General features: G+C 62.3%; 18 protein-coding genes. 10 read left to right on the forward strand and 8 right to left on the reverse strand.

Annotated features, from left to right (window positions below; genetic code table 11):
• The first annotated feature begins 208 nt into the window (after positions 1 to 208).
• Together GJ630_RS00705 and GJ630_RS00710 are read left to right on the forward strand one after the other, a co-directional pair.
• The gene (locus GJ630_RS00705) at positions 209 to 1,459 is read left to right on the forward strand and encodes a glycosyltransferase family 4 protein (protein ID WP_191449127.1); all 1,251 of its coding nucleotides are present in this window, start codon (positions 209 to 211) and stop codon (positions 1,457 to 1,459) included.
• A gap of 79 nt (positions 1,460 to 1,538) precedes the next feature.
• The gene (locus tag GJ630_RS00710; RefSeq protein WP_252718674.1) at positions 1,539 to 3,338 is read left to right on the forward strand and encodes a heparinase II/III family protein; all 1,800 of its coding nucleotides are present in this window, start codon (positions 1,539 to 1,541) and stop codon (positions 3,336 to 3,338) included.
• Positions 3,339 to 3,519: 181 nt separating this feature from the next.
• On the opposite strand, the gene GJ630_RS00715 is transcribed toward GJ630_RS00710, so the two are convergent.
• From GJ630_RS00715 to GJ630_RS00735, 5 genes are read right to left on the reverse strand one after another with little or no spacing between them, the layout of a single operon-like run.
• Positions 3,520 to 3,951, reverse strand: a complete 432-nt coding sequence (locus GJ630_RS00715; protein WP_191449129.1) for a PTS fructose transporter subunit IIB — start codon at positions 3,949 to 3,951, stop codon at positions 3,520 to 3,522.
• Entirely contained in the window at positions 3,948 to 5,633 is a 1,686-nt protein-coding gene (gene ptsP, locus GJ630_RS00720) for a phosphoenolpyruvate--protein phosphotransferase (protein ID WP_191449130.1), read from the reverse strand. Before ptsP ends, GJ630_RS00715 begins: the two co-directional genes overlap by 4 nt.
• Positions 5,626 to 5,913 (reverse strand): HPr family phosphocarrier protein, encoded by a 288-nt coding sequence (locus tag GJ630_RS00725; protein ID WP_129756317.1) that lies wholly within the window; start codon positions 5,911 to 5,913, stop codon positions 5,626 to 5,628. The genes ptsP and GJ630_RS00725 overlap by 8 nt, the downstream gene beginning before the upstream one ends.
• Positions 5,910 to 6,386, reverse strand: coding sequence for a PTS sugar transporter subunit IIA (locus tag GJ630_RS00730; protein ID WP_191449131.1), 477 nt, complete (start codon positions 6,384 to 6,386; stop codon positions 5,910 to 5,912). Before GJ630_RS00730 ends, GJ630_RS00725 begins: the two co-directional genes overlap by 4 nt.
• 14 nt (positions 6,387 to 6,400) lie before the next feature.
• Positions 6,401 to 7,540, reverse strand: coding sequence for a PTS fructose transporter subunit IIC (locus tag GJ630_RS00735; protein WP_014031166.1), 1,140 nt, complete (start codon positions 7,538 to 7,540; stop codon positions 6,401 to 6,403).
• A gap of 244 nt (positions 7,541 to 7,784) precedes the next feature.
• Between GJ630_RS00735 and GJ630_RS00740 the strand changes: the two genes are divergently transcribed.
• A complete protein-coding gene (locus tag GJ630_RS00740; RefSeq protein ID WP_191449132.1) occupies positions 7,785 to 9,743 on the forward strand; it encodes an archaea-specific SMC-related protein in 1,959 nt (652 codons plus the stop codon).
• A 40-nt stretch (positions 9,744 to 9,783) separates the two neighbouring features.
• Here GJ630_RS00740 and rdfA read toward each other — a convergent pair whose 3' ends face one another.
• Positions 9,784 to 10,380 carry a rod-determining factor RdfA gene (gene rdfA / locus GJ630_RS00745; RefSeq protein WP_014031168.1) on the reverse strand — a complete coding sequence of 199 codons (597 nt, stop codon included), beginning with the start codon at positions 10,378 to 10,380 and terminating at the stop codon, positions 9,784 to 9,786.
• A 309-nt stretch (positions 10,381 to 10,689) separates the two neighbouring features.
• Here rdfA and GJ630_RS00750 point away from each other — a divergent pair, with 309 nt between their 5' ends.
• From GJ630_RS00750 to GJ630_RS00770, 6 genes are all read left to right on the forward strand, one after another.
• Positions 10,690 to 11,382, forward strand: coding sequence for a hypothetical protein (locus tag GJ630_RS00750; protein WP_252718675.1), 693 nt, complete (start codon positions 10,690 to 10,692; stop codon positions 11,380 to 11,382).
• Positions 11,379 to 12,689, forward strand: a complete 1,311-nt coding sequence (locus GJ630_RS00755) for a hypothetical protein (protein ID WP_191449133.1) — start codon at positions 11,379 to 11,381, stop codon at positions 12,687 to 12,689. The genes GJ630_RS00750 and GJ630_RS00755 overlap by 4 nt, the downstream gene beginning before the upstream one ends.
• 912 nt (positions 12,690 to 13,601) lie before the next feature.
• Positions 13,602 to 14,726 carry an FAD-binding oxidoreductase gene (locus GJ630_RS19815; protein ID WP_252718676.1) on the forward strand — a complete coding sequence of 375 codons (1,125 nt, stop codon included), beginning with the start codon at positions 13,602 to 13,604 and terminating at the stop codon, positions 14,724 to 14,726.
• Positions 14,723 to 16,135: a glycine cleavage T C-terminal barrel domain-containing protein gene (locus GJ630_RS19820; RefSeq protein ID WP_252718677.1), complete on the forward strand. Its 1,413-nt coding sequence runs from the start codon at positions 14,723 to 14,725 to the stop codon at positions 16,133 to 16,135. Before GJ630_RS19815 ends, GJ630_RS19820 begins: the two co-directional genes overlap by 4 nt.
• A 43-nt stretch (positions 16,136 to 16,178) precedes the next feature.
• Entirely contained in the window at positions 16,179 to 16,952 is a 774-nt protein-coding gene (locus GJ630_RS00765; protein WP_064288977.1) for an electron transfer flavoprotein subunit beta/FixA family protein, read from the forward strand.
• A gap of 2 nt (positions 16,953 to 16,954) precedes the next feature.
• Positions 16,955 to 17,923 carry an electron transfer flavoprotein subunit alpha/FixB family protein gene (locus GJ630_RS00770; RefSeq protein ID WP_371726692.1) on the forward strand — a complete coding sequence of 323 codons (969 nt, stop codon included), beginning with the start codon at positions 16,955 to 16,957 and terminating at the stop codon, positions 17,921 to 17,923.
• 52 nt (positions 17,924 to 17,975) lie between these two features.
• On the opposite strand, the gene GJ630_RS00775 is transcribed toward GJ630_RS00770, so the two are convergent.
• On the reverse strand, positions 17,976 to 18,356 hold the full coding sequence (locus GJ630_RS00775; RefSeq protein WP_050038315.1) for a hypothetical protein: 381 nt from the start codon (positions 18,354 to 18,356) through the stop codon (positions 17,976 to 17,978).
• A gap of 152 nt (positions 18,357 to 18,508) precedes the next feature.
• Here GJ630_RS00775 and GJ630_RS00780 point away from each other — a divergent pair, with 152 nt between their 5' ends.
• On the forward strand, positions 18,509 to 19,102 hold the full coding sequence (locus tag GJ630_RS00780; protein ID WP_050038314.1) for a cyclodeaminase/cyclohydrolase family protein: 594 nt from the start codon (positions 18,509 to 18,511) through the stop codon (positions 19,100 to 19,102).
• Positions 19,103 to 19,187: 85 nt separating this feature from the next.
• Here GJ630_RS00780 and GJ630_RS00785 read toward each other — a convergent pair whose 3' ends face one another.
• Positions 19,188 to 20,933, reverse strand: coding sequence for a formate--tetrahydrofolate ligase (locus tag GJ630_RS00785; RefSeq protein ID WP_014031176.1), 1,746 nt, complete (start codon positions 20,931 to 20,933; stop codon positions 19,188 to 19,190).
• Positions 20,934 to 21,043: the final 110 nt, after the last annotated feature.

Below are 21,043 nucleotides of genomic sequence, written 5' to 3' on the forward strand. Positions count from 1 at the left end.
ACCGAGATAGAGCAACTTCAAGAAAACACATAACGGACTCAGCTTCGGCACGCCTCGGGAGTATCAGATGTATACTAATATTCCCGTCAAGGATACAGTGCAACGATTCGATGTCGATGAGCAGCGATAGGCCAACGGACACGGTACCATCGTCGAGATGGAGAGAAGCATCTAAGATTGGGACAGTCGCCGTACATAATCCGCTCCGATGACGACTGACTGTGTCATCGTCTCTCAGCGGTATCCCCCGGAAAAGGGAGGCAATGCCTCCAGAATCCACGACACAGCCGTCAATCTCGACGACGGCTTCGACGTGACCGTTCTGACGCCGTCCCTCTGCTACCCACCGGGAAACTTCGAACGGACTTGGAAGCGTAAGCAGACAGAACGCGATAAGGGAGTCGTCGTCCACCGACTGTGGACGTGGCAGCCACAGAGGGAGAATCCCTCTCTGCTCCGGCGGCTCCCTTACTACCTCATATTCGCAGTCCATGCGGCACTCTGGTTAGTCATGAATTTCCGGCAGTACGACGTTGTCATGACATCTACGCCACCGATCACCACTGGGTTCCCCGGACTCGTGGCTGCTGCCATCGGGAACCCCTGGGTGATCGATGTCCGCGATCTGTGGATTGAGAACTCGATCGCCCTCGGATACATTACAGCAGACAGTCCACTGGTAAAAGCCGGTCGCACGTTCCAGCGTCTTGCGTTACGCTCCGCTGATCGCATCACGGTAACGACTGAGACGCTCGGAGATGCAGTCGCTGACACGTACGGCAGGGATCTCCGGGATCGGATCCGAGTCATCCCAAACGGTGTTGACACCGACCGGTTCTCGTCAGTTTCGACCGCTGAGGAAAACGACTCGCGAATCGTATACACCGGGAATATCGGGAGTGCACAGGCACTCGAACCGTGTATCCGGGCAATGCAACACGTCTCAAGTGACGATGCCGTACTCCAGTTGGTCGGTGACGGGGATGAAGTATCTCGGCTCAAGGGTGTAGTGGAGAGACTTGATCTTGAAGACCGCGTGGAGTTTGTCGGATTGGTGGACCGTAAACGAATCCCGGAGATCCTGGACAGCGCAACTGTCGGATTGGCCCCGATAAAAGACAGTCCAGAGTTGGACTACGCGATACCCACGAAGCTCTACGAATATATGGCGTGCTCGCTACCCATCGTGGTTACTGGGAGGGGGGAAATCAAGCGGTTCGCGACGGATACAGACGCAGGTGTCCACACAGAACCCGATCCCGAGAGTATTGCGGCAGCGATTGACACCCTCCTCGAAAACCCCGATCAGCGGGTGGCGATGGGTCGAGACGGACACCGAGTCGTTTCCGAAGAGTATGACAGGCAGGCCATCGCGGGCCGACTGGGCGAGGTGTTCCGGACGGTGACAACGAGCGAACAGCAAGAATTGTACACGGCCCCAAGTACTGACGATGACTGAGTCCCTGCAGATGCTTCCGAAAGCGGTCAGGTTGTATGGACACACACTCACACAGTTGGAGCCTGCTCAGCTACTCGGAATGGCTGAACGAACGACTCGGAACTCCGTCCTCACGCGACTCCCGCTCGACTTCGACGGGCGATACGACGCGGCGATTCCCCGAGCCCTCTCGGTGGCGACCAGTCCAGTCGAAACAGACCTCGACCTGCTTTGCGGTGAACTTTCGGAATCGACCGTCCGGATGTTCCAGCAACGGAGTCGCCAGGCGGCCGACGGCAACCTGACGTTCCTCAATAGGACAATACAGTTTCGGTCGCCAGACCAACCTAACTGGTTCGACGACCGGTTCGACGACTATCCGCTTCTCTGGCCGCTGAAACTATACGCGTTCGAACCTCTCCGCTGGGCGACGCTGGGGTTCAAAGACCCACAGGCGGCTCCCGACAGGGTTGTCGAGGTGTTCGACCAGTGGGTGTGGGACTGGGCCGATAGTATCGAAATCGGTCAGCCGGGCTACCTTCGAAATGCGTGGACACCGTGGGCAGTATCACTCCGTATTCAAACACTCACTCGGTACCTCGCGTGGCGAACTGGGGGCACCCAGGAAGGCGTTCCAGAGAGACTTACTGAGGTGCTTGCTCGAGAGATATATCGGAACTCGCTCTTCCTCATAAACCACATTGAGGGTGATGTCGGCGGCAACCACCTCGTTGAGAACGGGCTCGCACTGCTCATGGCCGGACTCACCTTCTCTGAGGATGATAATTCATGGGCATCAAAAGGAATTTCTATTCTCGGCCGTACAGGGGCTAAACAGTTTCTTTCCGACGGAGGGCACTACGAGCGGTCGCCGATGTATCATGCAATCGTTACAACGCGATACGTGACAGCGTGCTCCGTACTGGCCGCCAGTGATTGCACGGTCCCCAACTGGATGACAGCGATGACAAGGCAGGCTGTAGCGTATCTGCGATATCTCTGTCCCCCGGACGAGCGGATCCCGCTGTGTAACGACGCCGTGTTCGGTCAGGCGCTTCCGCTTGCCGACTGTTTGGAGTACGCTGCTGCCGCCGGATTCAGTTCCGATGACCGTTCCGCTCCGGCTCACAACAGTCCAGCGAGTGGGGAATCTGGATACTACTGGCTCGATGCGAACCATGGACGTCTGTTAGTGGACGGCGGCCCCGTCGGGCCCCCGCATTTACCCGGCCACTCACATAACGATATGTTGAGTGTCTTGCTCTGGGTCGATGGACACCGTGTGCTTACTGATACGGGTGTGTATGATTATGCCAGCGACGAACGGCGACAGTACGTCAGAAGTGTCGCTGGACACAATACGGTTCAGGTCGGCGATACGGAGCCGATAGAGATCGGTGGAAAGTATCTGATGGGGGCGCGAACGGAACCGTCGGTACGCTACGAGGAGACAGAACCGGCGGTTTTCGACGGATGCTATGAAACAGCGTCTGATGCACCAGCGTCGTATCGGCACAACAGGACAATCGTTGCGGCGGACGGCTGGTGGCTTGTTCGCGATATGCTCAGTGGACCCGACACTGAGACAGAGCCGAGCATCTCCCGCCTCCACTTCCACCCGGACATTGCCGTCACAGTCGACGAGTCTGGACCAATACGTGCGTCCCACCGGGCAGCCACCGACGATAATCCGCCCTTGCTGAGTGTCTACCCGCTGGGTACCAGCGACGTTCGCACCACTACAACCCAATACTTCCCCGAGTTTGGCGTCACCCAGGAGCGACAGACAGTGGAACTACGGTCCGGTCCCGAATCGGGGACAACAGCTTTGGGGTATCTTCTCGCCCCGGGAGCCAGCGGTAGCGATATATCTGGCTCCTCGGGCGATGGTGAGGAATAACCGCCAGCGAGCTACAACCGCTAGCCTCCTGATACGGTCGGTTTCGGTGACTTCAGAGGATATATAATCCTGGACTCGAAACTGGACCGCCCGCTTTCCATTTGGTTTCGTGGCTAAGCGAATGGTTCAATCGTAGGGGGTGGGCGAGAAGTCACCTACGTCGGAGCGATCTAACTCCGTATCAACTAAGCAGACGCTTCAGTCGGGCTACGAGGCTCTTCGAACGGTCACCGCCACGGCGGCGCTGCTGATCAGACCCAGTATCTGCGGACTCGGACCCTTCTTCGCTCCCAGTGGCCGGCGCGTCGCCGTCGGCGGCCTCGATGGCATCGGCGATCATCCCCTCGGCGTCGTTGACGGCGTCCTTGACGGTGCCGTCGATTAGCGGGACGCTACTGAATCGGTCCTGACTGACCGACGTGTCTGCGGCGATGATAGCGGCGTCAGCGGCTTCGATGTCAGCATCGGAGAGTTCGTTCTCCGCGCCCATCGCGCCCTGGACTTCGACCTTGATATCGTGACCGTGCTCTTCCGCTGTCTGTTCGAGGTTCTCGGCTGCCATCTGACTGTGTGCGATACCAGTCGGACAGGAGGTGACTGCGACGAGTTTCATGTGTCTACTGTGGTGTGGACTTCGCTTCGCGTTGCGGCGAGTCGGGCGCGGTCCCCGCGCTCGCTCGCGGCACTGTACTCGGTTTCGCTGACGGCCGTCTTGACCTCCGGAATCGTCACGGCGCTCATGCTGAGTTCGTCGAGGCCGAGACCGACGAGCAGTTCCGTCAGAGCGGGGTCGCCGGCCATCTCACCGCACATCCCGACCCAGGCGTCTTCGGCGTGAGCTGCGGTAACTGTCCGATGGATCGCGCGCAGGACGCCCGGATGCGTCGGGTCGTGCAGGTCATCGACGCGCTCGTTCTCCCGGTCGGCGGCCATCACGTACTGCGTGAGGTCGTTCGTCCCGATAGAGAGGAAATCCACCCGCGCGGCGAGTTCGTCCGCCATGAAGGCGGCGCTCGGCGTTTCAATCATAACGCCGACTTCGGGAGCAACAGCGTCAGCGTCGTGGCCTCCAACCTCGGCCGCCGCTGCGTCCAGCGTGTCTAGTGCAGCCTCGAGTTCCTCGATAGTGGCGACCAGCGGGAACATGATGGCGAGGTCCCCAGCCCCATCCGCCCCAGCGCGCAGGAGCGCACGGAGTTGCGTGGCGAACAGGTCCGAATCGGGGTTGAGCGAGCGCCGGATTCCTCGCTCTCCCAGGAATGGGTTTTCTTCTTCCGGCAGGTCCAGGTACGGGATGCGCTTGTCGCCCCCGATATCCAGCGTGCGGACGACAACGCGCCCGTCCGGGAACGTATCGAGCGCCTCGCGGACGGCCTCGTACTGTTCGTCCTCCGACGGCGGCGTCTCCCGGTCGAGAAAGAGGAACTCGGTCCGGTAGAGGCCGACGCCGTCAGCTCCCCGTTCTGCTGCGGAGTCCAGTTCCGCCGGTCGGCCAACGTTCGCTGCAACCTCGACGTGTCTCCCGTCGGTTGTCTCGACGGACTCATCGACGACAGCGGCTCCCGAGTCGCTTGCTGCGGCCGCTCGCTCGGTGTCGTCGGGGCTGACTACCACCTTGCCGCTGTCGCCGTCGATCACGACCTCTTCCTCCCCCTCGACGGATTCGAGAGCGTCGCCGACACCGACGACGGCCGGCAGGGCCAGCGAGCGGGCGAAAATAGCCGCGTGGGACGTTCGGCCACCAGTGACCGTGGCAAACCCAGCGACACGTTCCGGGTCAAGTTGCGCCGTGTCGCTGGGGGTCAGCCGCTCGGCGAGGACGACGCTTCCCTCTGGTAGGTCACCGAGATCGACCCGTTCGCCGTCGGTCAGCAGACGAAGGAGTCGGTCACGGACGTCTCGGAGGTCGTCCGCGCGCTCGGCCATCCGCCCGTCCATTCCCTCGAACTGCTCGATGTGCTCGCCGAAGGCGGCGTCAACGGCGTTCGGTGCGGGAAGCCCCTCGCTGACCATCGTCTCGACGCCGTCCTCGATAGTCGGGTCTTCGAGGAACTGGATGTGCGCGTCGAACACCGCGGCCTCGTCTTCGCCGACGCGTTCGGCAGTCGCCTCGCGCTCGGACTCCAGTTCGGTGCGGGCGGTGTCGACGGCGTCGGCGAACCGCTCGATTTCAGTCTCGGGATCGACTTCCACGCCGTCCGGGTCCAGGAGCGAGATGTCTCGGCCGTACCAGACAACCGACCCGACGCCGGAGCGCGGCGTCGCACCGGTACCGTGAAGCGTGCGTTCAGCCATCGTCAGTGTCCAGTTCCGCCTCTGGCGTTGTCAGTATCCGCTCCAGTTCGTTGAGCACTGCTTCTGCATCCGGCCCGTCGGCGACCAGTTTGATGTCGTCGTCCTGTCCGACGCCGAGGCTGGTGACTGCGATCATACTCGCCGCCTGGACGAGGTCACCGTCCGGACGACCGGCCGAGACCTCGGCCTCGTGGTCGTTGACCGCCTGGACGAACGCCGACGCCGGCCGAGCGTGCAGGCCAGCCTCCGGAACAATCGTCACAGTGCGCACGACCGTCATGCGATTGCCTCCCGGAGTGCGTCCTGAACGGTCGTCTCGTCCTCTGCCTCGTGGAGTCGGTCCCGAACGTCCTCATGCATCAGGGCCCGCGAGAGGGAACTGAGAATGTTGAGGTGCTCCTCGCCGCCGGCCTCCGGGACGAGAATCATGAAGATGAGCGTCGCCGGCTCGCCGTCCATCGAGCCGAAGTCGACGCCTTCTTCGGAGTGAGCAAATGCCAGTGACGGGCGGTTCACAGCGTCAGTCTTCGCGTGTGGAATCCCGATCCCCATGCCGACGCCCGTAGTGGTCTCCGATTCGCGTTCCAGCAGCGCGTCGAGTGCGCGGTCGCGGTCCTCGACCTTGCCGCCGTCGACTAGTAGGTCGAGCAAGAACTCGATACACGCTTCCTTTTCGGCTGGTGGCTCGGACAGCGAAATGTGGCTGGCCGGAATCAGTTCTTCGATGTCGTCCGCTGCGATTGCGTCTGTCATTGTAGTCTCCGTAGTTAGTCGTCCGTCGGTTGCGTGGTGCTCGTCTCCGCCCCGGCGTCGATACGGTCTTCGAAGTCCGGTTTGATCACCGTCGCGACGACGGCCGTCACGAGTGAGCCCAGAAGGATGCTGCCCAGGAATGCGAGTGGCTGGTTCGAAAGCAGGACCACGAAGATACCGCCGTGGGGTGCGGGCATCGTGACGCCGAGGGCCATCGAGGTCGCGCCGCCGACAGCGCTACCGGCCACAATAGCCGGGATGACGCGCAGCGGGTCCGCGGCTGCGTACGGAATCGCGCCCTCGGTGATGAACGACAGGCCGAGCACGACACCGCTTTTTCCGTTCTCGTACATCTCGGCCGCGTACTTGTGCGGTGCAATAAAGTTTGAGAGCGCGAGGCCGATCGGCGGAACCATCCCGCCGATCATCACCGCGGCCATCGGTGCGTAGATCTCCTCCGTGATGAGCCCAGTCGCGAACACGTAAGCGACCTTGTTAACGGGACCACCCATGTCGAAGGCCATCATCCCGCCGAGGATGAGGCCGACGACGATAGCCTGGCCGCCCTGCATCGACTGCAGGAAAGAGGTCAGGGCTTCGTTGGCGAGTGCGACAGGGACGCCCAGCACGAACAGCATGATGGGCGTTAGAACCGCCATTGTCGCGACAGGGATCAGCAGTACCGGCATCATCGGCTGGATGAACTCGGGGACGTCGAGGTTCTTGAAGAAACGCGCGACGTACCCGGCCAGCAGCCCAGCGACGATTGCGCCGAGATAGCCGGCACCGGCTTCGCCGCCGGAGATACCGATTACTGTCGCCGCTTCGGCGACGACGTTCCCTTGCTGGAGAATGTATGCCAGCAGGAATCCCGGGGCGAGTCCCGGACGGTCGGCGATGGCATACGCGATGTATCCGCCGAGAATCGGAACCATAATCGTCAGCCCGGCAGTACCGACCTGTGCTAGGAACCAGCCTGCCGAGCCGGTGTTCTCGAACACTGTCTGTGTGTCCCCTATCGCGTACGCGACGGCGAGGAAGATACCCCCGATAGTCACGAAGGGGATCATGAACGATACGCCCGTCATCAGGTCCTCCTTGACGGAGGTTACGTGGGCGCGAAGCGCACTCTCGGCCCGGTCTTGATCTGTCATGGTCAACGACACCGACAGCTACGCCCATTGTGTAATATAAAGGTACACGTTTGAGAGTGTTATTTACCGAAATTGTTTGCTATCTGGATTTAGGCGATTGTTTCTGCACGGAACTAGATCCGCGAATCCGTTGGAATAACAGACATATGCTTGTTAGCCGCAGGCAACTACTGGGATAGAAATCGGAATGTGTGGTGCCACACGCGCCATAGTGCTTATATCCGTCACTCGCACACACCGAAATATGGGTTCACTCTCGGTATCTGGGGAGGTGGCTACGTTCACCGTCGAAAAAATCGGGGGGATCGACGAGACGACAGTCGAGGTCCCACCAGGGGTGACTGTGCTCCGAGGCCGGAACGCGACTAATCGGACATCGTTTCTACAGGCGGTGATGTCCGCTCACGGGAGCGAGTGGGCGAGCATCAAAGGTGACGCCGACCAGGGGCACGTCGAACTCTCACTGGGGGAGGAGACGTACACCCAAACACTGACCAGAACGGACAACGGGGTTACCGGGTCGGGCCTCGGCCTGCTCACTGACCCGACGGTTGCGGATCTGTTCGCGTTCCTGCTCGAAGACAACGAGGCCAGACGAGCCGTCGAGCGGGGTGAGGACCTTCGCGAGATCATTATGCGGCCCGTCGACGTGGCGTCGATCCACCGACAGATACGTGCGGCCGAACAGCGCAAGGAAGAGATCGATGCGGAACTCGATCGTATCGCGTCGCTCAAGCGTGACCTCCCCGATCTCGAACGGCAACAGGCAACTCTGCGCGACGAGATCACTGAGACCAGAGACAAACTCCAGCGCGTGGAGGACCGAATCGACGAGCGGGACGTGGATTTCCAGACGACCCAGGAAAACAGGGACGAACTCGAAACGGCCCTCGATGAACTCCAGGCGACTCGATCCGAACTGAAACGTGTGCGAAACGATATCCAGTCAGAACAGGAGAGTATCGCGGCACTGCGCGACGAGCGAGGGAGCCTCGCGGTCGAACGATCCGGGCTTCCGGAATCGCCGGACGAGCGACTCGAAGCGCTCGAATCGGACATCGACCGGCTTCGAGAGCGCAAACGAGAGCTCTCAGAGTACACCACCCGACTGCAGAACGTCGTCGGGTTCAACGAGGAACTGCTGTCCGGCGAGCACCGGGAGATAACCGACGCTATCGACGCAAAGCCAGAAAGTGTGGGTGACATCACGGACCAGCTGTATAAGGGGTCAAAGACGACCTGCTGGACCTGTGGCTCGCGAGTGAAACCGGACCGTATCGAGTCGACGCTCCAGAGTATGCGTGACCACCTTCAGGAGACGGTCACGGAGATCGACGATATCGACGATGAACTCGACGAACTGACCGACCGACGTGACGAAATTGCGGAGACGCGCACGCGAGCGCGAGAACTCACCGCCACGATTGAGGAGGTCGACGCCGAAATCGAGCGCCGGCAGACGACTGTTGTCGACCTCCGAGAGCGACGCAACAACCTCTCCGCCCGCGTCGAGGAACTCGAGGAGCGGGTCACCTCGCTCCGAACCGAAGAGTTCGACGAAGTGCTCGAACTCCATACGAAAGCGAACGAACTGGAGCTGGAACTGGACCGGCTCGAATCCGAACGAGACGAGGTACGCGAGGAGATCGCCGACATCGAGTCGGACATCCGCCGAAACGACGAACTGGCTGCCCAACGGGAAGACGTGGTTGACGAGCTGATCGACCTCCGGTCACGTATCGACCGCCTCGAAGCCGAGGCGACCGACCAGTTCAACGAGAAGATGGACGACCTGCTCGATATTCTCGGCTACGGCAACATCGAACGGATCTGGCTCGAACGGACCGACACGCCCGATGACCCGGTCCATAACAGCGACGACAGCGTCACTGGATCGACGTTCACGCTCCACGTCGTCAGGAGTACCGACGGTGGAACTGTCTACGAAGACACTGTCGGCCATCTGAGCGAGAGTGAGCGGGAAGTGACCGGGCTCGTGTTCGCACTCGCCGGCTACCTCGTCCACGACGTGTACGAGGACGTCCCGTTCATGCTGCTTGACTCACTGGAAGCCATCGATGCGGAGCGCATCGCCTCCCTAGTCGAGTACTTCGCGGAGTACCCCGCCTATCTCGTCGTCGCGTTGCTCCCCGAGGACGCGCAGGCGCTTCCGGATAGTTACAACCGGATTACGGATATCTGATCCTGTTGTGGTCCCCCCAAAGACCGAATCTATTGAGCGGTCACTCACAGTCACAGCCGCCGCGGTCGAGAAGGTCACTGATGCCGTAGCGTGTCCCGCAGTCCTGACAGCGAATATCGATGCTCACGAACACTCGGTACTCGCCGACAGTGAGTTTGTCAGCGGTGTTCAGTCGGTCGACCGTGTCCCGGACGATTGTCTCGACGCGGCTGCGGAGGCGGTCTATTGTCCCGCGTTCCTGCTCGACCTGTTCAGTTTCGGATTCAGGCTCGTAGCTCACATCACGAACCTCTGTGAGATAGTACCGAATCGCCTGATACGTGACGAACTGGCTTTCCAGCGTATCGACGTCGATGCCTGCCCGTTCGAGTCGGTTCCGCGCTTCGATCCGTTTGCCCGCACTGACGTCGTCGTCCGTCAAGAGTCGATAGAAGTTCGCCGGTTCGCCGTCGATGACGTCCATGCCCGAATTGCGGATTGCAGCCACAAGCAGCGCTTGATTGAACCGATCAGCGAGGTCACGGAGACTCTGCCGTTCCCTATTCTTCCCGAGCCACGCGTGCTCCAGTTCCGTTCCCATCGACGTCAGTCCATACGTTTCGATCAACTGTGCGACTTTCGACTGCGCTGACCCCATTATCGCCAGAACGCGTCGATCCGGTTTAGCCGTTTTGTTGCGATATCTGCGTCTCTCCACCACTTAGCAGCCATACTTCTTGGTTCGAGAGGACACCACTCACAGGGATGTATTTGACCGCGGATGTGTATAATATAAGCCAATAGAGTCGAATAGAGTTACATAAGGCCTGAATTCGCGGATATACAAGTACCGAATACGATAGAAAGTCGCTCCTCGATCTATTCTTCGGGATGTCTGGTACGCTCTCGGTAACGTCCATCTACCACGAGAATTTTATATCTGACATTACAAGCGGGAAATTACACGATGGTCCCCTCCACTCGACGTACCCTCCTCCACAGCGCATGCGGGCTAGCGACGATGCTGGCCGGCTGTAGTGGAATGTTCGAGGGCAGCGACGAATCAACACGCACCGCTTCCGAAAACGATGGCTCGACCGCTCCGAGAGCTGGCATGGAGTCCGACCCGGCGGCAGTTGTCACACGCGTTGACGCCGACCGGCAGCCTGTCTGGCTCGACGATGGAGACGGTCGGCCAACCGAAAGCCAGCATTCCCATCGATTGGAGTCCAAGATTATCGATACGGAATCTAAAGCGGACCGGCTCGCCGTCGCCGGAGACGTGGACAGTTCGCTGGTCGAAACCTTCCTCGACGAGACTGACTTCGACACGGAAACCGTCTACGTCCAGAACGTGATGGTCGAGGAGTGCTTTCGACTAACGCTCTGTCAGGTCAGCTGGACGACGAACAGCGTCTCGACCGACTACGGCCGAGTGAGTCGCCCCTACGACGAACCGTGCACAGCAGGCAACAAGGTGTACGCGGTGTGGTTCATCCGGATTCCCGATACAGTCAACGCCGACGACATCTCCAGTTACTCCTCCTCCATCGGTGGGAGCGCCTGTGACAGCCAGCGAGTCGATGCCGAGGGCGAGGGCGGGGGCGGGTCAGCCCCGGATAGCGACCGCCGAACCCAGACTGGTGGTGAGCAGGCATGACCGACGACACGTCCGCGACGGGCGGGGAGTCCGGTCGGATGACCCGCCGTGGTGTGCTCGCCCTGGTTGGGGCCAGTGCTATCGCTGGTTGTAGCAGTATCGACAGTCTGGGTGGGGAACGCGAGGCAACTATCGATGCCTACAATCTGCCCGATGTCCCGCGCGACGAAGAGCGAGAATCCCCTGTCTCTCCTTCGATCCCGGTCGACATCACAGCGGAGCATTTCGACGCCGCGAGGGAGCGGATACGCTCGCTGCTAGCGACGCTTCCCACACCGTTGGGCCCCGAAGAAATCCCGAACGGTCACATCCGACAGCACCTGACAGATGCCGCCAGTGACGCCTCAGACGGCCTCGACGATGCGCGGACGGCCCGAACCGGGTTGATGGCGCTCCGGTCGTTGCGTCGCGCTCGCGAAAACGCCCGCTACGCCGCTGCGGGGTGGAGTGTTGTCGAGAGTGGCCGTACCGCTGCTCCGCTCCGAAACGAGCACGAAAGGACCGTGTCTGCGGCCCACGAAACCCGGCAGGAGCACGAATACGTCGGGATTGACCCGGTGCGCGCGGCGCTAGTCCACGCCCGTATCGAGACGGGACTGGAGCGGGCCAGTGACATGGACGTCCTACCCAGAGAAGAGTCGGAGTTACTGTCGGTCGCCGAATGGGGTGAGACGGCCGAGTCGGCACAGGCGTATCTCGACGACGCTCGCCACCTGCGGGCGCGGTTCGCTGCTTCGCTTCCATCCGATGCTGGGACAGTCAGGCCGACGCTGACAGATGCAGCAGAAACACTGCTTGTGGACATCCGCGACAGGCAGGCGGACCTGCCGCCGGAAACGGCCGCTGACGAGCGATCTCCGGGACAGATGGTTGTGGACGAACTCCGCTGGGAGGTGGAGAGCGGTCTCAGCCGCCTCACTGATGCCGTCGGACCCGCGAGCGCTGTTGTCGATGCGAACAGCCAGATCGCCCGGTTCCGAGCGCTTGACCGCATTCAGTCACGTCGGGAGGCGGACGAACTCGCTCGGCCATCAGATGGGACAGCGGTTCGCGACATCAGGCAGACCGCGTACGATGCACTCACCGCGGCCCTCGAATCGAGTTCACAGCCGGAACTGGTCCGGACGGTACTCGTTGACGCCGGCCACAAGGCCATGGCCGCTGACCGTGAGTTAACACATCATCAGGGGGAGATATCGGCCACTACGCTCGATAGAAGCGTTGCGGACTACTGGCACGCGACGGCACTCGCCCGTTCAGTGTCGGCAGCGACGCACCAAACAGTCCGGGCGCTGCAGGCCGACTGAAACGGCACGACAACAGCGCCACAACTGCTTCGGCGATCGTCGACCACGCGCCGCCACACTGTTATGTAGTTCCTTCTTCACAACATCCCTCTGATACTGATAGGCTCTGTGAGCTAATGTTGGTACGATTGTTATTCTCGGCCCCGTGGACGGCCAGCCCGACATCGAATGGGCTGTCGCTATTCCTGAACTGCACCGCCCTATAGAAATCGGGACCGAAGCAGCACCCACCGCTATCAGCGCGAGTGATGTCGGGAGACCGGTGACAGAGCGGACTCTCAAGGTTCAGGCAATGCCTTCGGCCTGCTCTCTTGGTATTACTCAGCGGGTATAATACACGACAGTAACAGTCGGTGATCTCTTTTGGCGTGAAATCATGACTTTACCGTTGTCATTCGAGCACGGGGTAGTGAGGACAGCGGCGTGGTACGTCACGTCATCCCGTTTGGCTGTAATGGATTCCCGGGAACAGGAGCCTGCACATCAATACGATACTGCGACCCAACTGACGGAGGACTCTCAGGCCGGGTCGAAACCGGTCATGCGTACCTTCGATCCGGAGACCGAGACGACGACCAGAGAGCGCGTCGGAACCATTCCAACGGACGGCACAAAACTCATACCATTGGTTTTTTTACAGAATGAGTATTCTGCCCGTCCCTCCGACTCTGAAACGTCAGCGTGGCCCCGTCGACGCGACTACCGAACAGAAACAGGGGTTTGTAGCTGCTGACTCCCTGAACAACGAACGATTTCCGGCGGTCTTCGTCCCAGTGGTATATAAATCGCCGCAGAACTGTGGTCCTTGCTTCTTTCCGGAAAGGGGCCACGCTCAAAACGGATGATGTTGAGAGCTATCACCACGAGCGGCGAGAGTACAGTTCGGTCCGCCAGCATACGGGTGAGACCGCGATGAGTTCGAACTCGCTGCCGTCAGCGGCGAAGACAGTACTCATCGGTGGCGGTATCGTCGGAAACAGTCTCGCGTACCATCTCGCCCGGATGGGGCGAGAAGACATCGCGATTCTGGACAAGGGGCCCTTACCCGACCCCGGTGGCTCGACGGGTCACGCCTCGAACTTCCTGATGCCGGTGGAACACTCGAAGGAGATGACCCACCTCACCCGACGGAGTATCGAGCAGTACCGGGACATGGACACGTTCACCAACAGCGGCGGTATCGAAGTGGCACGCACCGAGGCACGGGTCGAGGAACTGAAACGCCGAATCCAGTCAGCGAAGGCGTGGGGCGAACCGGCGGAGCTGTTGACCCCCGAGGAAGTCGAAGCGCTCGTACCCTACGTCAACACTGACCTCGTCAAGGCAGGGTTTTACAGCACCGGCGCCGGGACGTGTGACCCGCTCCGGGCCGGTGAAGTGATGCGAGCGCGGGCGGACGAGTACACCGAGGGTGGCCTGTACGTCTCGCCCAACACCGAAGTGCTCGACCTTCACGTCGAAGACGGGTCGATAGAAGCGGTCGAGACCGACCGCGGGACCATCACGGCCGACGATGTGGTCATCGCGGCCGGGCTCTGGAGCCCGAAGCTCGCCGAGATGGCCGGCGTCGATATTCCGCTGACACCGGCGGCGCACCAGATGGTCAGCGTCGGTCCGATCTCCTTCTTCGAGGATTACGAGGGCGAAATCTCGTTCCCGGTCGTCCGCGACATGGACACCCAGATGTACGAGCGCCAGCACGGGAACGACCTCGAAGTCGGGTCGTATCAACACCGGCCGATACTCTGGGACGTCGAGGACATCCCGTCCATCGACGAAGCGCCGCTCTCGCCGACCCAGCCGCCGCTGACCGACGACGCCTTCGAGCAGTCGATGGCCGACGCGCTGGAGATCGTCCCGGAACTCCTCGACGACCCCGAGGCCGGCATCCGCCACGAAATCGACGGCCTACTTTCGCAGACGCCAGACGGTGCACCGCTTCTGGGCCCACTGCAGGACGTCGACGGGCTCTGGTCTGTGCCGCAATCTGGATCAAAGAAGCCCCGGCCATCGGCGAGGCGGTTGCCCAGTGGATGACGCGTGGCTGGTCGGACATCGACCTCCACGGGGCCGACGTGAACCGGTTCTACGAGTACGGGACCTCCCGCTCGTTCGTCAAGGACCGGGCCAGCGAAGGGTTCCAGAAGATATACGACATCGTCCACCCGGCCGAACAGTACCAGTCGGCGCGGGAACTCCGGACGAGCCCGTTCTACGAGAAGCAGGCCGGCCTCGACGCGGAGTTCTTCGAGGCCGCGGGCTGGGAACGGCCGCAGTGGTACGAATCGAACAGCGATCTACTGGGCCGGTACGAGGACGAGCTCGCCGAGTTCCAGCGGCCCAACGAGTGGGATTCGCGGTGGTGGTCGCCGATTATCCTCGCGGAACATCTCCACACCCGCGAGCACGTCTCGATGATCGGCGATATGGGCTTCAGCATCTTCGATTTCCGCGGGTCGGACGTCGTCGACTACCTCGAACAGATGGCCGTGGGCCGCATCGACGTCGACGTCGGCAAGACCGTGTACACGCCGATTCTCGCCGAAAACGGCGGCTTCGTTTCGGACCTGACAATCGCCCGACTCGGCCCCAAGCACTACCGAGTCGTCACCGGCGGCGCGGCGGGCGGGTCCGACCGGGCCTGGTTCGGCGGCCACATCCCGGACGACGCCGACGTGACGATGATCGACCGCTCCGAGTCGCTGTGCACGCTGGGCGTCTGGGGACCGAACGCCCGGGATATGGTGGAGGGCGTCACCGAAGAAGACATGTCCCACGACGCGTTCGAGCCGTACACGGCACAGGAAATCACGGTCGGCGAGGTAGACGCGTGGGCGATGCGGCTCTCCTACATCGGCGAGCAGGGCTGGGAGATCTACGCTCCGATGGGTCAGGGCCGCCGGCTCTGGGACGTGCTCTGGGAGGCCGGCCAGGACCACAATGTCCGGCCGGCCGGCATGGGCGTCTACGGGACGACCGGCCGCCTGGAGAAGGGGTACCGGCTGTTCGGGCACGAACTCGAACTGGAGTACAACCCGGCGGAAGCGGGGCTGACCTTCCACGGTGTCAAGGACGCCGATTTCATCGGGAAGGAAGCCTACGCAGAGGCTATCGACGAGGAGAATACGGCCACGCTATGTACGCTGTCCGTTGACGACCACGCGCCAGAGGGCGGCGAGCGCCGCTTCATGCTCGGGAACGAACCGGTCCTCGATGAGAACGGGGACGTTCTGGTCGACGACGAGGGTCGTCGGTCGTACGTCACCAGCGCCGGGACCGGCCCGAGCGTTGGCAAGCACCTCCTCATGGCGTACCTCCCGCAGTCCCACGCCGAGGAAGGGCAGAGCCTCCAGGTCGAGTACATGGGCCAGCAGTATCCGGTGACCGTCGAGGTCGTCGGGAGCCGGCCCCTGTTCAACCCGGAGAACGAGCGCATCAGGAGCTAGCACAGCCAGTGAACCGACTGCAATCGAACGACGGAGACACGACATGGACACCGTAGCCTGCATCAAACGCGTGCCGGACACCGGCGCGAAGCTCACACTGACCGACGACGAACAGGAGATAGACACGAGCCATCTGGGGTTCACGATATCGCCCCACGAGGAGTGCGCCGTCGAGGAGGCCATTCAGGTGGCCGACGACCACGACGGGACGGCCACCGTGATGTCGCTCGGATCGGTGGACGCCGACGAACAGCTCCGGACCGGGCTCGCGATGACGGCCGGCGAGGCGACGCTGCTGGAAACCGACGGGGAGGAGTGGCGGCCTCGCGAAACGGCGGCCGCGCTCGCGGACGCCCTCAGCGGCGACGCCGGCACCGATCCGGAGTTCGACCTCCTCCTGTTCGGGAACGAATCGGCCGACGTGGCGAACCACCAGGTCGGGGTTCGCGTCGCCGAGCGGCTGGACGTGCCGTTCGTCGCGGGCGTGTCAGACCTGACGATTGAGGACGGGACGGCCGTCGCCGAGCGCGACGTGACTGGTGGGACCGAGGTGTACGAACTCGACCTGCCAGCGGCCGTCGGCGTGAGGGAGGGGCTCAACACGCCCCGCTACGCCTCGATGCGCGCCAAGATGCAGGCGCGCAAACAGTCGATCGGGCGGCAGGACCCAGTCGCCAGCGAGTTCGACGGGGGTATCGAGAAAGTCCGGTTGGAAGCGCCGGAGAGCACGGAGGGCTCGGCCGAGGTGCTCGGCGATGGATCGGACGCCGTACCCGCAGTCGTCGACCTGCTCCGCGACGACCTGGAGGTGATCTGACTGTGATACTGAGCCTCGTCGAACATGCGGGCGGAAGTCCCGAAGAGCCCTCGCTGGAGGCGCTCACGCTGGCCCGTGAACTGGCGACGGCGACCGACGCGGCGCTCGAAGCCGTCGCGTTCGGCGCAGAATCGGCGGCGCTCGGGGAGAAACTCGGTGACTACGGCGTAGAGACGCTCCACCACGTCGGTGACGAGCGGCTTGACACGTACGCACCCGAGGCCTGGGCGGAGAGTATCGCGCAGTTGCTCGACGCCACGGACCCGGACGCAGTCGTCGCCCCGGGGACTGACCGCGGACAGGAGGTGCTAGCCCACGTCGGTGCCAGGCGCGACCTGCCGATGGCGGCCAACTGTCTCGACGTCGAGGCCGGCGACGTGTACGAACTGTCGCGCCAGCGATGGGGTGGTAGCCTCGTCGAACACACACGCCTTGACAGTGACACGAAACTGGTGACTGCGGCGGAACACGAGTTTTCGCCGGAGACGGCGACAGAGACAGTTGAGTCGACGGTCCAGCCGTTCGAGCCGTCGCTCGACGAGAGCGCGTTCCGGGTCAGTGTCGACCGAGTCGAGGAGTCCGACGAGACCGGTGTGTCGCTCGGCGAGGCCCGCGTCGTCGTCGGCGGCGGGCGCGGCGTCGGCGGTCCGGAGGACTACGACAAACTGGAGACGCTGGCGGATAGCCTCGGCGGAACCGTCGGCGCGTCGCGGGCCGCCGTCAACGAGGGCTGGCGGCCCCACGACGACCAGATCGGACAGACGGGCACGAAGATCAGCCCGGACCTCTACGTCGCCTGCGGTATCAGCGGTGCGGTGCAGCACATGGTGGGCTGTAAGGGTGCGGACAACATCCTGGCTATCAACACCGACCCGGAGGCGGCCATCATGCAGAAGGCCGACTACGCCGTCGTCGGCGACCTCCACGAGGTCGTGCCGGAGCTGAACGACGCGCTGGGAGACGGGGGCTGAGACGGGCAGCCGTTCCGTGTGCGGACTTGGTTGACGGGCTGGCCGCCTCGGCTCATTCTTTGACGACGTAGTCCCCGAAGTTCTCGACAGTTCCCACGGGCGGCGCGCCGAAAGCGAGCCAGACGTGCGTCTCTTCAGTATGGTTACAGAGATTCCGGACCGTGTCCGGGTGGACGCGGACGACCCCGCCCTCGGGGACATCGTGGACGTCACCCTCGATGACTATCTGGCCGCCGGTCGTCGCGACGAACACCTCCTCCTGGCCGTCGTGCGTGTGCGGTGTCGTCACCGATCCCGGTTCGACGATGACCTGATTCACCCGCATCTCCGTACAGCCGAGCGGGTCCGTGAGCTTCCGGACCTCTGTCTCACAGGTGTTGAACTGCTCTGTCGGTACCGTCGCTGGCTGGACGATTTCGAACGAAGACGCCATACAGCGTCTTGACAGAGTCCGGTCATAGCCTTTGTGACGGAACGGCCCACGCGGAGGGCGAATACCTTCAGGGAAATCATTAGGCGAGTGGGGCGAGAGTGCCGTGGTATGGACAGTCAATCACCAGAGCCGACTGGGGTTGAGCCCGACAGATGACGTTCGCGGACCAGCCTATCAGTGAGTTTCTCGACGACGTCGCGTCGGACCAGGTGACCCCGAGCGGCGGTGCGGTCGCGGCCGTCGGCGGCGCGATGGGCGCGGCGCTCTGTGAGATGGTCTGTATCCACACTGTCGGCACAGACGGGTCCGAGGCAGCGGCTGATGAACTAAGCGAGGTTGGTGACACGCTGGCCGACCGGCGAGAACGGCTGCTTGCCCTCGCCGACGAGGACGCAGCCACGGTCGACGCGGTCGGGGCCGCAATCGAGTCCGGGGACGACGCCCGGATGCAGGCGGCTTCGAAACGTTCGACGGAAGTGCCACTGGAGACGGCCGAGGTCTGTCTCGACGTCGTTGAGCACGCCCGCACGGTGACTGCGAAGGGGACGCCGGTCGCTGTCCCGGACGCGGCCGTCGGGGCGCTGCTCGCGGCGGCGGCGCTACAGGCGTCCGTCGCGACTGTCCGGGCCAATCTCGACATGATCGACGACGAATCATTCGTGGCAGCGATGAAACAGCGGGCAGACGAGGCAGAAGCGGCCGGCAAAGCGGCGCTCGACGAAGCGGTCGCAAACGCGGAGCGGTGAGCGTCGTCACCTCGTCGAACGCCGAGCGGCATCCGTTAAAAATCGAGCGGACGAGCCACAGGAGCTGGGACGCGAGGCCGGTTCGTCAGAACAGCCCCGAAATGTTACCGTCTTCGTCGATGTCCATGTCGGCGGCAGCCGGTCGGGCCGGCAGGCCAGGCATCGTGAGCGCGTCGGCCGTGAGAGCGACCAGGAAGCCAGCTCCGGCAGACGGGTACACTTCGCTGATTTCGAGTTCCCAGCCCTCCGGCGCGCCCTTCTGGCTCGCGTCGTCGCTCAGCGAGTGGAACGTCTTGGACATGACGACCGGGTAGTCGTCGAAATCGAGCTCGTTCATCTGCTCGATGTCGTCGAGCGCGCCGCCGGTGTATTTCACGTCGTCAGCGCCGTAAATCTCGGTCGCGACGGTGTGGATCTTCTCCTTGATGCTGTCCTCGTCGTCGTACAGCATCCGGAAGTCCTCCTCGTTGCTCTCCTCGGTTGCCTCGATGACGTTCTCCGCGAGGTCGACGCCGCCCTCGCTGCCGTCGGAGAACACGTTCGACTCAGCCGCTCTGACCCCGAGGTCCTCACGGCAGTGGTCCAAGATGGCCTGAATCTCCTCGTCGGTGTCGTCCGGGAAGCGGTTGACGGAGACGACGACCGGGACGCCGAACTTCTGGAGGTTCGTCGCGTGCTTGTCGAGGTTCGAGAAGCCCGCTTCGACGGCTTCGACGCCGGCCTCGTCGATTTCGTCGTAGTCGACCGGCCACTGGTCGAGGCCGTGGTATTTGAGCGCGCGGACCGACGCCACCAGCACGACGGCGTTCGGCGTCATATCGCCCTTGCGACAGACCACGTCCATGAACTTCTCGGCCCCGAGGTCGGAGCCGAAACCAGCCTCGGTGACGAGGTAGTCGCCCATGCCGAAGGCAGTCTTGTCGGCGACGAGCGAGTTCGTCCCGTGGGCGATGTTCGCGAACGGCCCTCCGTGGACCAGCGCCGGCGTCCCCTCGATGGTCTGGACGACGTTCGGCTTGATCGCGTCCCGGAGTAGCATGGTTGCTGGGCCGGTCGCTTCGATATCTTCGACCGTGACCGGGTCGCCGTCCTCGTCGTAGGCGACGATGATGCGACTGACTCGCTCTTTGAGGTCGCCCAGGTCACTCGCCAGGCACAGCACAGCCATCAGTTCTGAGGCGGCGGTAAGGAGGAAGCTGTCCTCCCGTGGCGTCCCACCGGTTTTCCCGCCGAGGCCGACGACGGTCTCCCGGAGCGCGCGGTCGTTCATGTCGATAGCGCGCGGCCAGGAGACGTTGTTGATGTCGATGTTCAGGTCGTCACCCTGCGAGATCTTCGCGTCGAGCATCGCGGCGATGAGGTTGTGTGCGGAGGTGAGCGCGTGGAGGTCGCCGGTGAAGTGGAGGTTGATGTCCTCCATCGGAAGGACCTGCGACCGGCCGCCGCCTGCTGCGCCGCCTTTGACGCCGAACACCGGGCCAAGCGACGGTTCCCGGATGGCGATCATCGCTTCCTCGCCGACGTGGTTGAGCGTCTGTCCGAGGCCGACGGTCGTTACCGTCTTCCCCTCGCCTTTCGGCGTCGGGGTCATCCCGGTTACCAGGACGAGGTTCTGCTCCTTGTCCTCGGCCTGTTCACGGAGGCGCTCGATGGCGTGTTGTTTGACTTTCGCGGTGTATTCGCCGAAGTACTGGAGGTCGTCGAGGCCGAGTCCCCACGGCTCTACCAGTTCCCAGATCGGTTCCATCTCGGTCGACTGGGCGATATCGTAGTCCGTAGGAATCGGCTCCTGTGTCTCTTCGGTCGCGGATTGCTCATCCTGTGAAGACATCTCGACTAGCCCTTCCCTACACCGTCGTAATAATGTTAGTGAACCTGATACTATCGGGATAGGATGTGTTCGAGACGCCGTTACGGACCGCGTAAGCCACATCATGTATC

Source organism: Haloarcula sp. CBA1122, from assembly GCF_009741785.1.
Classification (GTDB): domain Archaea; phylum Halobacteriota; class Halobacteria; order Halobacteriales; family Haloarculaceae; genus Haloarcula; species Haloarcula hispanica.

Bases quoted from the DNA above. Each gene is read 5' to 3' on its own strand.
- GJ630_RS00755 (WP_191449133.1), top strand. From the start codon at position 11,379: ATGACCGACGACACGTCCGCGACGGGCGGGGAGTCCGGTCGGATGACC.
- GJ630_RS19815 (WP_252718676.1), top strand. From the start codon at position 13,602: ATGAGTTCGAACTCGCTGCCGTCAGCGGCGAAGACAGTACTCATCGGT.
- GJ630_RS00780 (WP_050038314.1), top strand. From the start codon at position 18,509: ATGACGTTCGCGGACCAGCCTATCAGTGAGTTTCTCGACGACGTCGCG.
- GJ630_RS00740 (WP_191449132.1), top strand. From the start codon at position 7,785: ATGGGTTCACTCTCGGTATCTGGGGAGGTGGCTACGTTCACCGTCGAA.
- GJ630_RS00710 (WP_252718674.1), top strand. From the start codon at position 1,539: ATGGCTGAACGAACGACTCGGAACTCCGTCCTCACGCGACTCCCGCTC.
- GJ630_RS00750 (WP_252718675.1), top strand. From the start codon at position 10,690: ATGGTCCCCTCCACTCGACGTACCCTCCTCCACAGCGCATGCGGGCTA.
- GJ630_RS00730 (WP_191449131.1), bottom strand. From the start codon at position 6,386: ATGACAGACGCAATCGCAGCGGACGACATCGAAGAACTGATTCCGGCC.
- GJ630_RS19820 (WP_252718677.1), top strand. From the start codon at position 14,723: ATGACGCGTGGCTGGTCGGACATCGACCTCCACGGGGCCGACGTGAAC.
- ptsP (WP_191449130.1), bottom strand. From the start codon at position 5,633: ATGGCTGAACGCACGCTTCACGGTACCGGTGCGACGCCGCGCTCCGGC.
- GJ630_RS00705 (WP_191449127.1), top strand. From the start codon at position 209: ATGACGACTGACTGTGTCATCGTCTCTCAGCGGTATCCCCCGGAAAAG.
- GJ630_RS00785 (WP_014031176.1), bottom strand. From the start codon at position 20,933: ATGTCTTCACAGGATGAGCAATCCGCGACCGAAGAGACACAGGAGCCG.
- GJ630_RS00775 (WP_050038315.1), bottom strand. From the start codon at position 18,356: ATGGCGTCTTCGTTCGAAATCGTCCAGCCAGCGACGGTACCGACAGAG.
- rdfA (WP_014031168.1), bottom strand. From the start codon at position 10,380: ATGGGGTCAGCGCAGTCGAAAGTCGCACAGTTGATCGAAACGTATGGA.
- GJ630_RS00735 (WP_014031166.1), bottom strand. From the start codon at position 7,540: ATGACAGATCAAGACCGGGCCGAGAGTGCGCTTCGCGCCCACGTAACC.
- GJ630_RS00715 (WP_191449129.1), bottom strand. From the start codon at position 3,951: ATGAAACTCGTCGCAGTCACCTCCTGTCCGACTGGTATCGCACACAGT.
- GJ630_RS00725 (WP_129756317.1), bottom strand. From the start codon at position 5,913: ATGACGGTCGTGCGCACTGTGACGATTGTTCCGGAGGCTGGCCTGCAC.
- GJ630_RS00765 (WP_064288977.1), top strand. From the start codon at position 16,179: ATGGACACCGTAGCCTGCATCAAACGCGTGCCGGACACCGGCGCGAAG.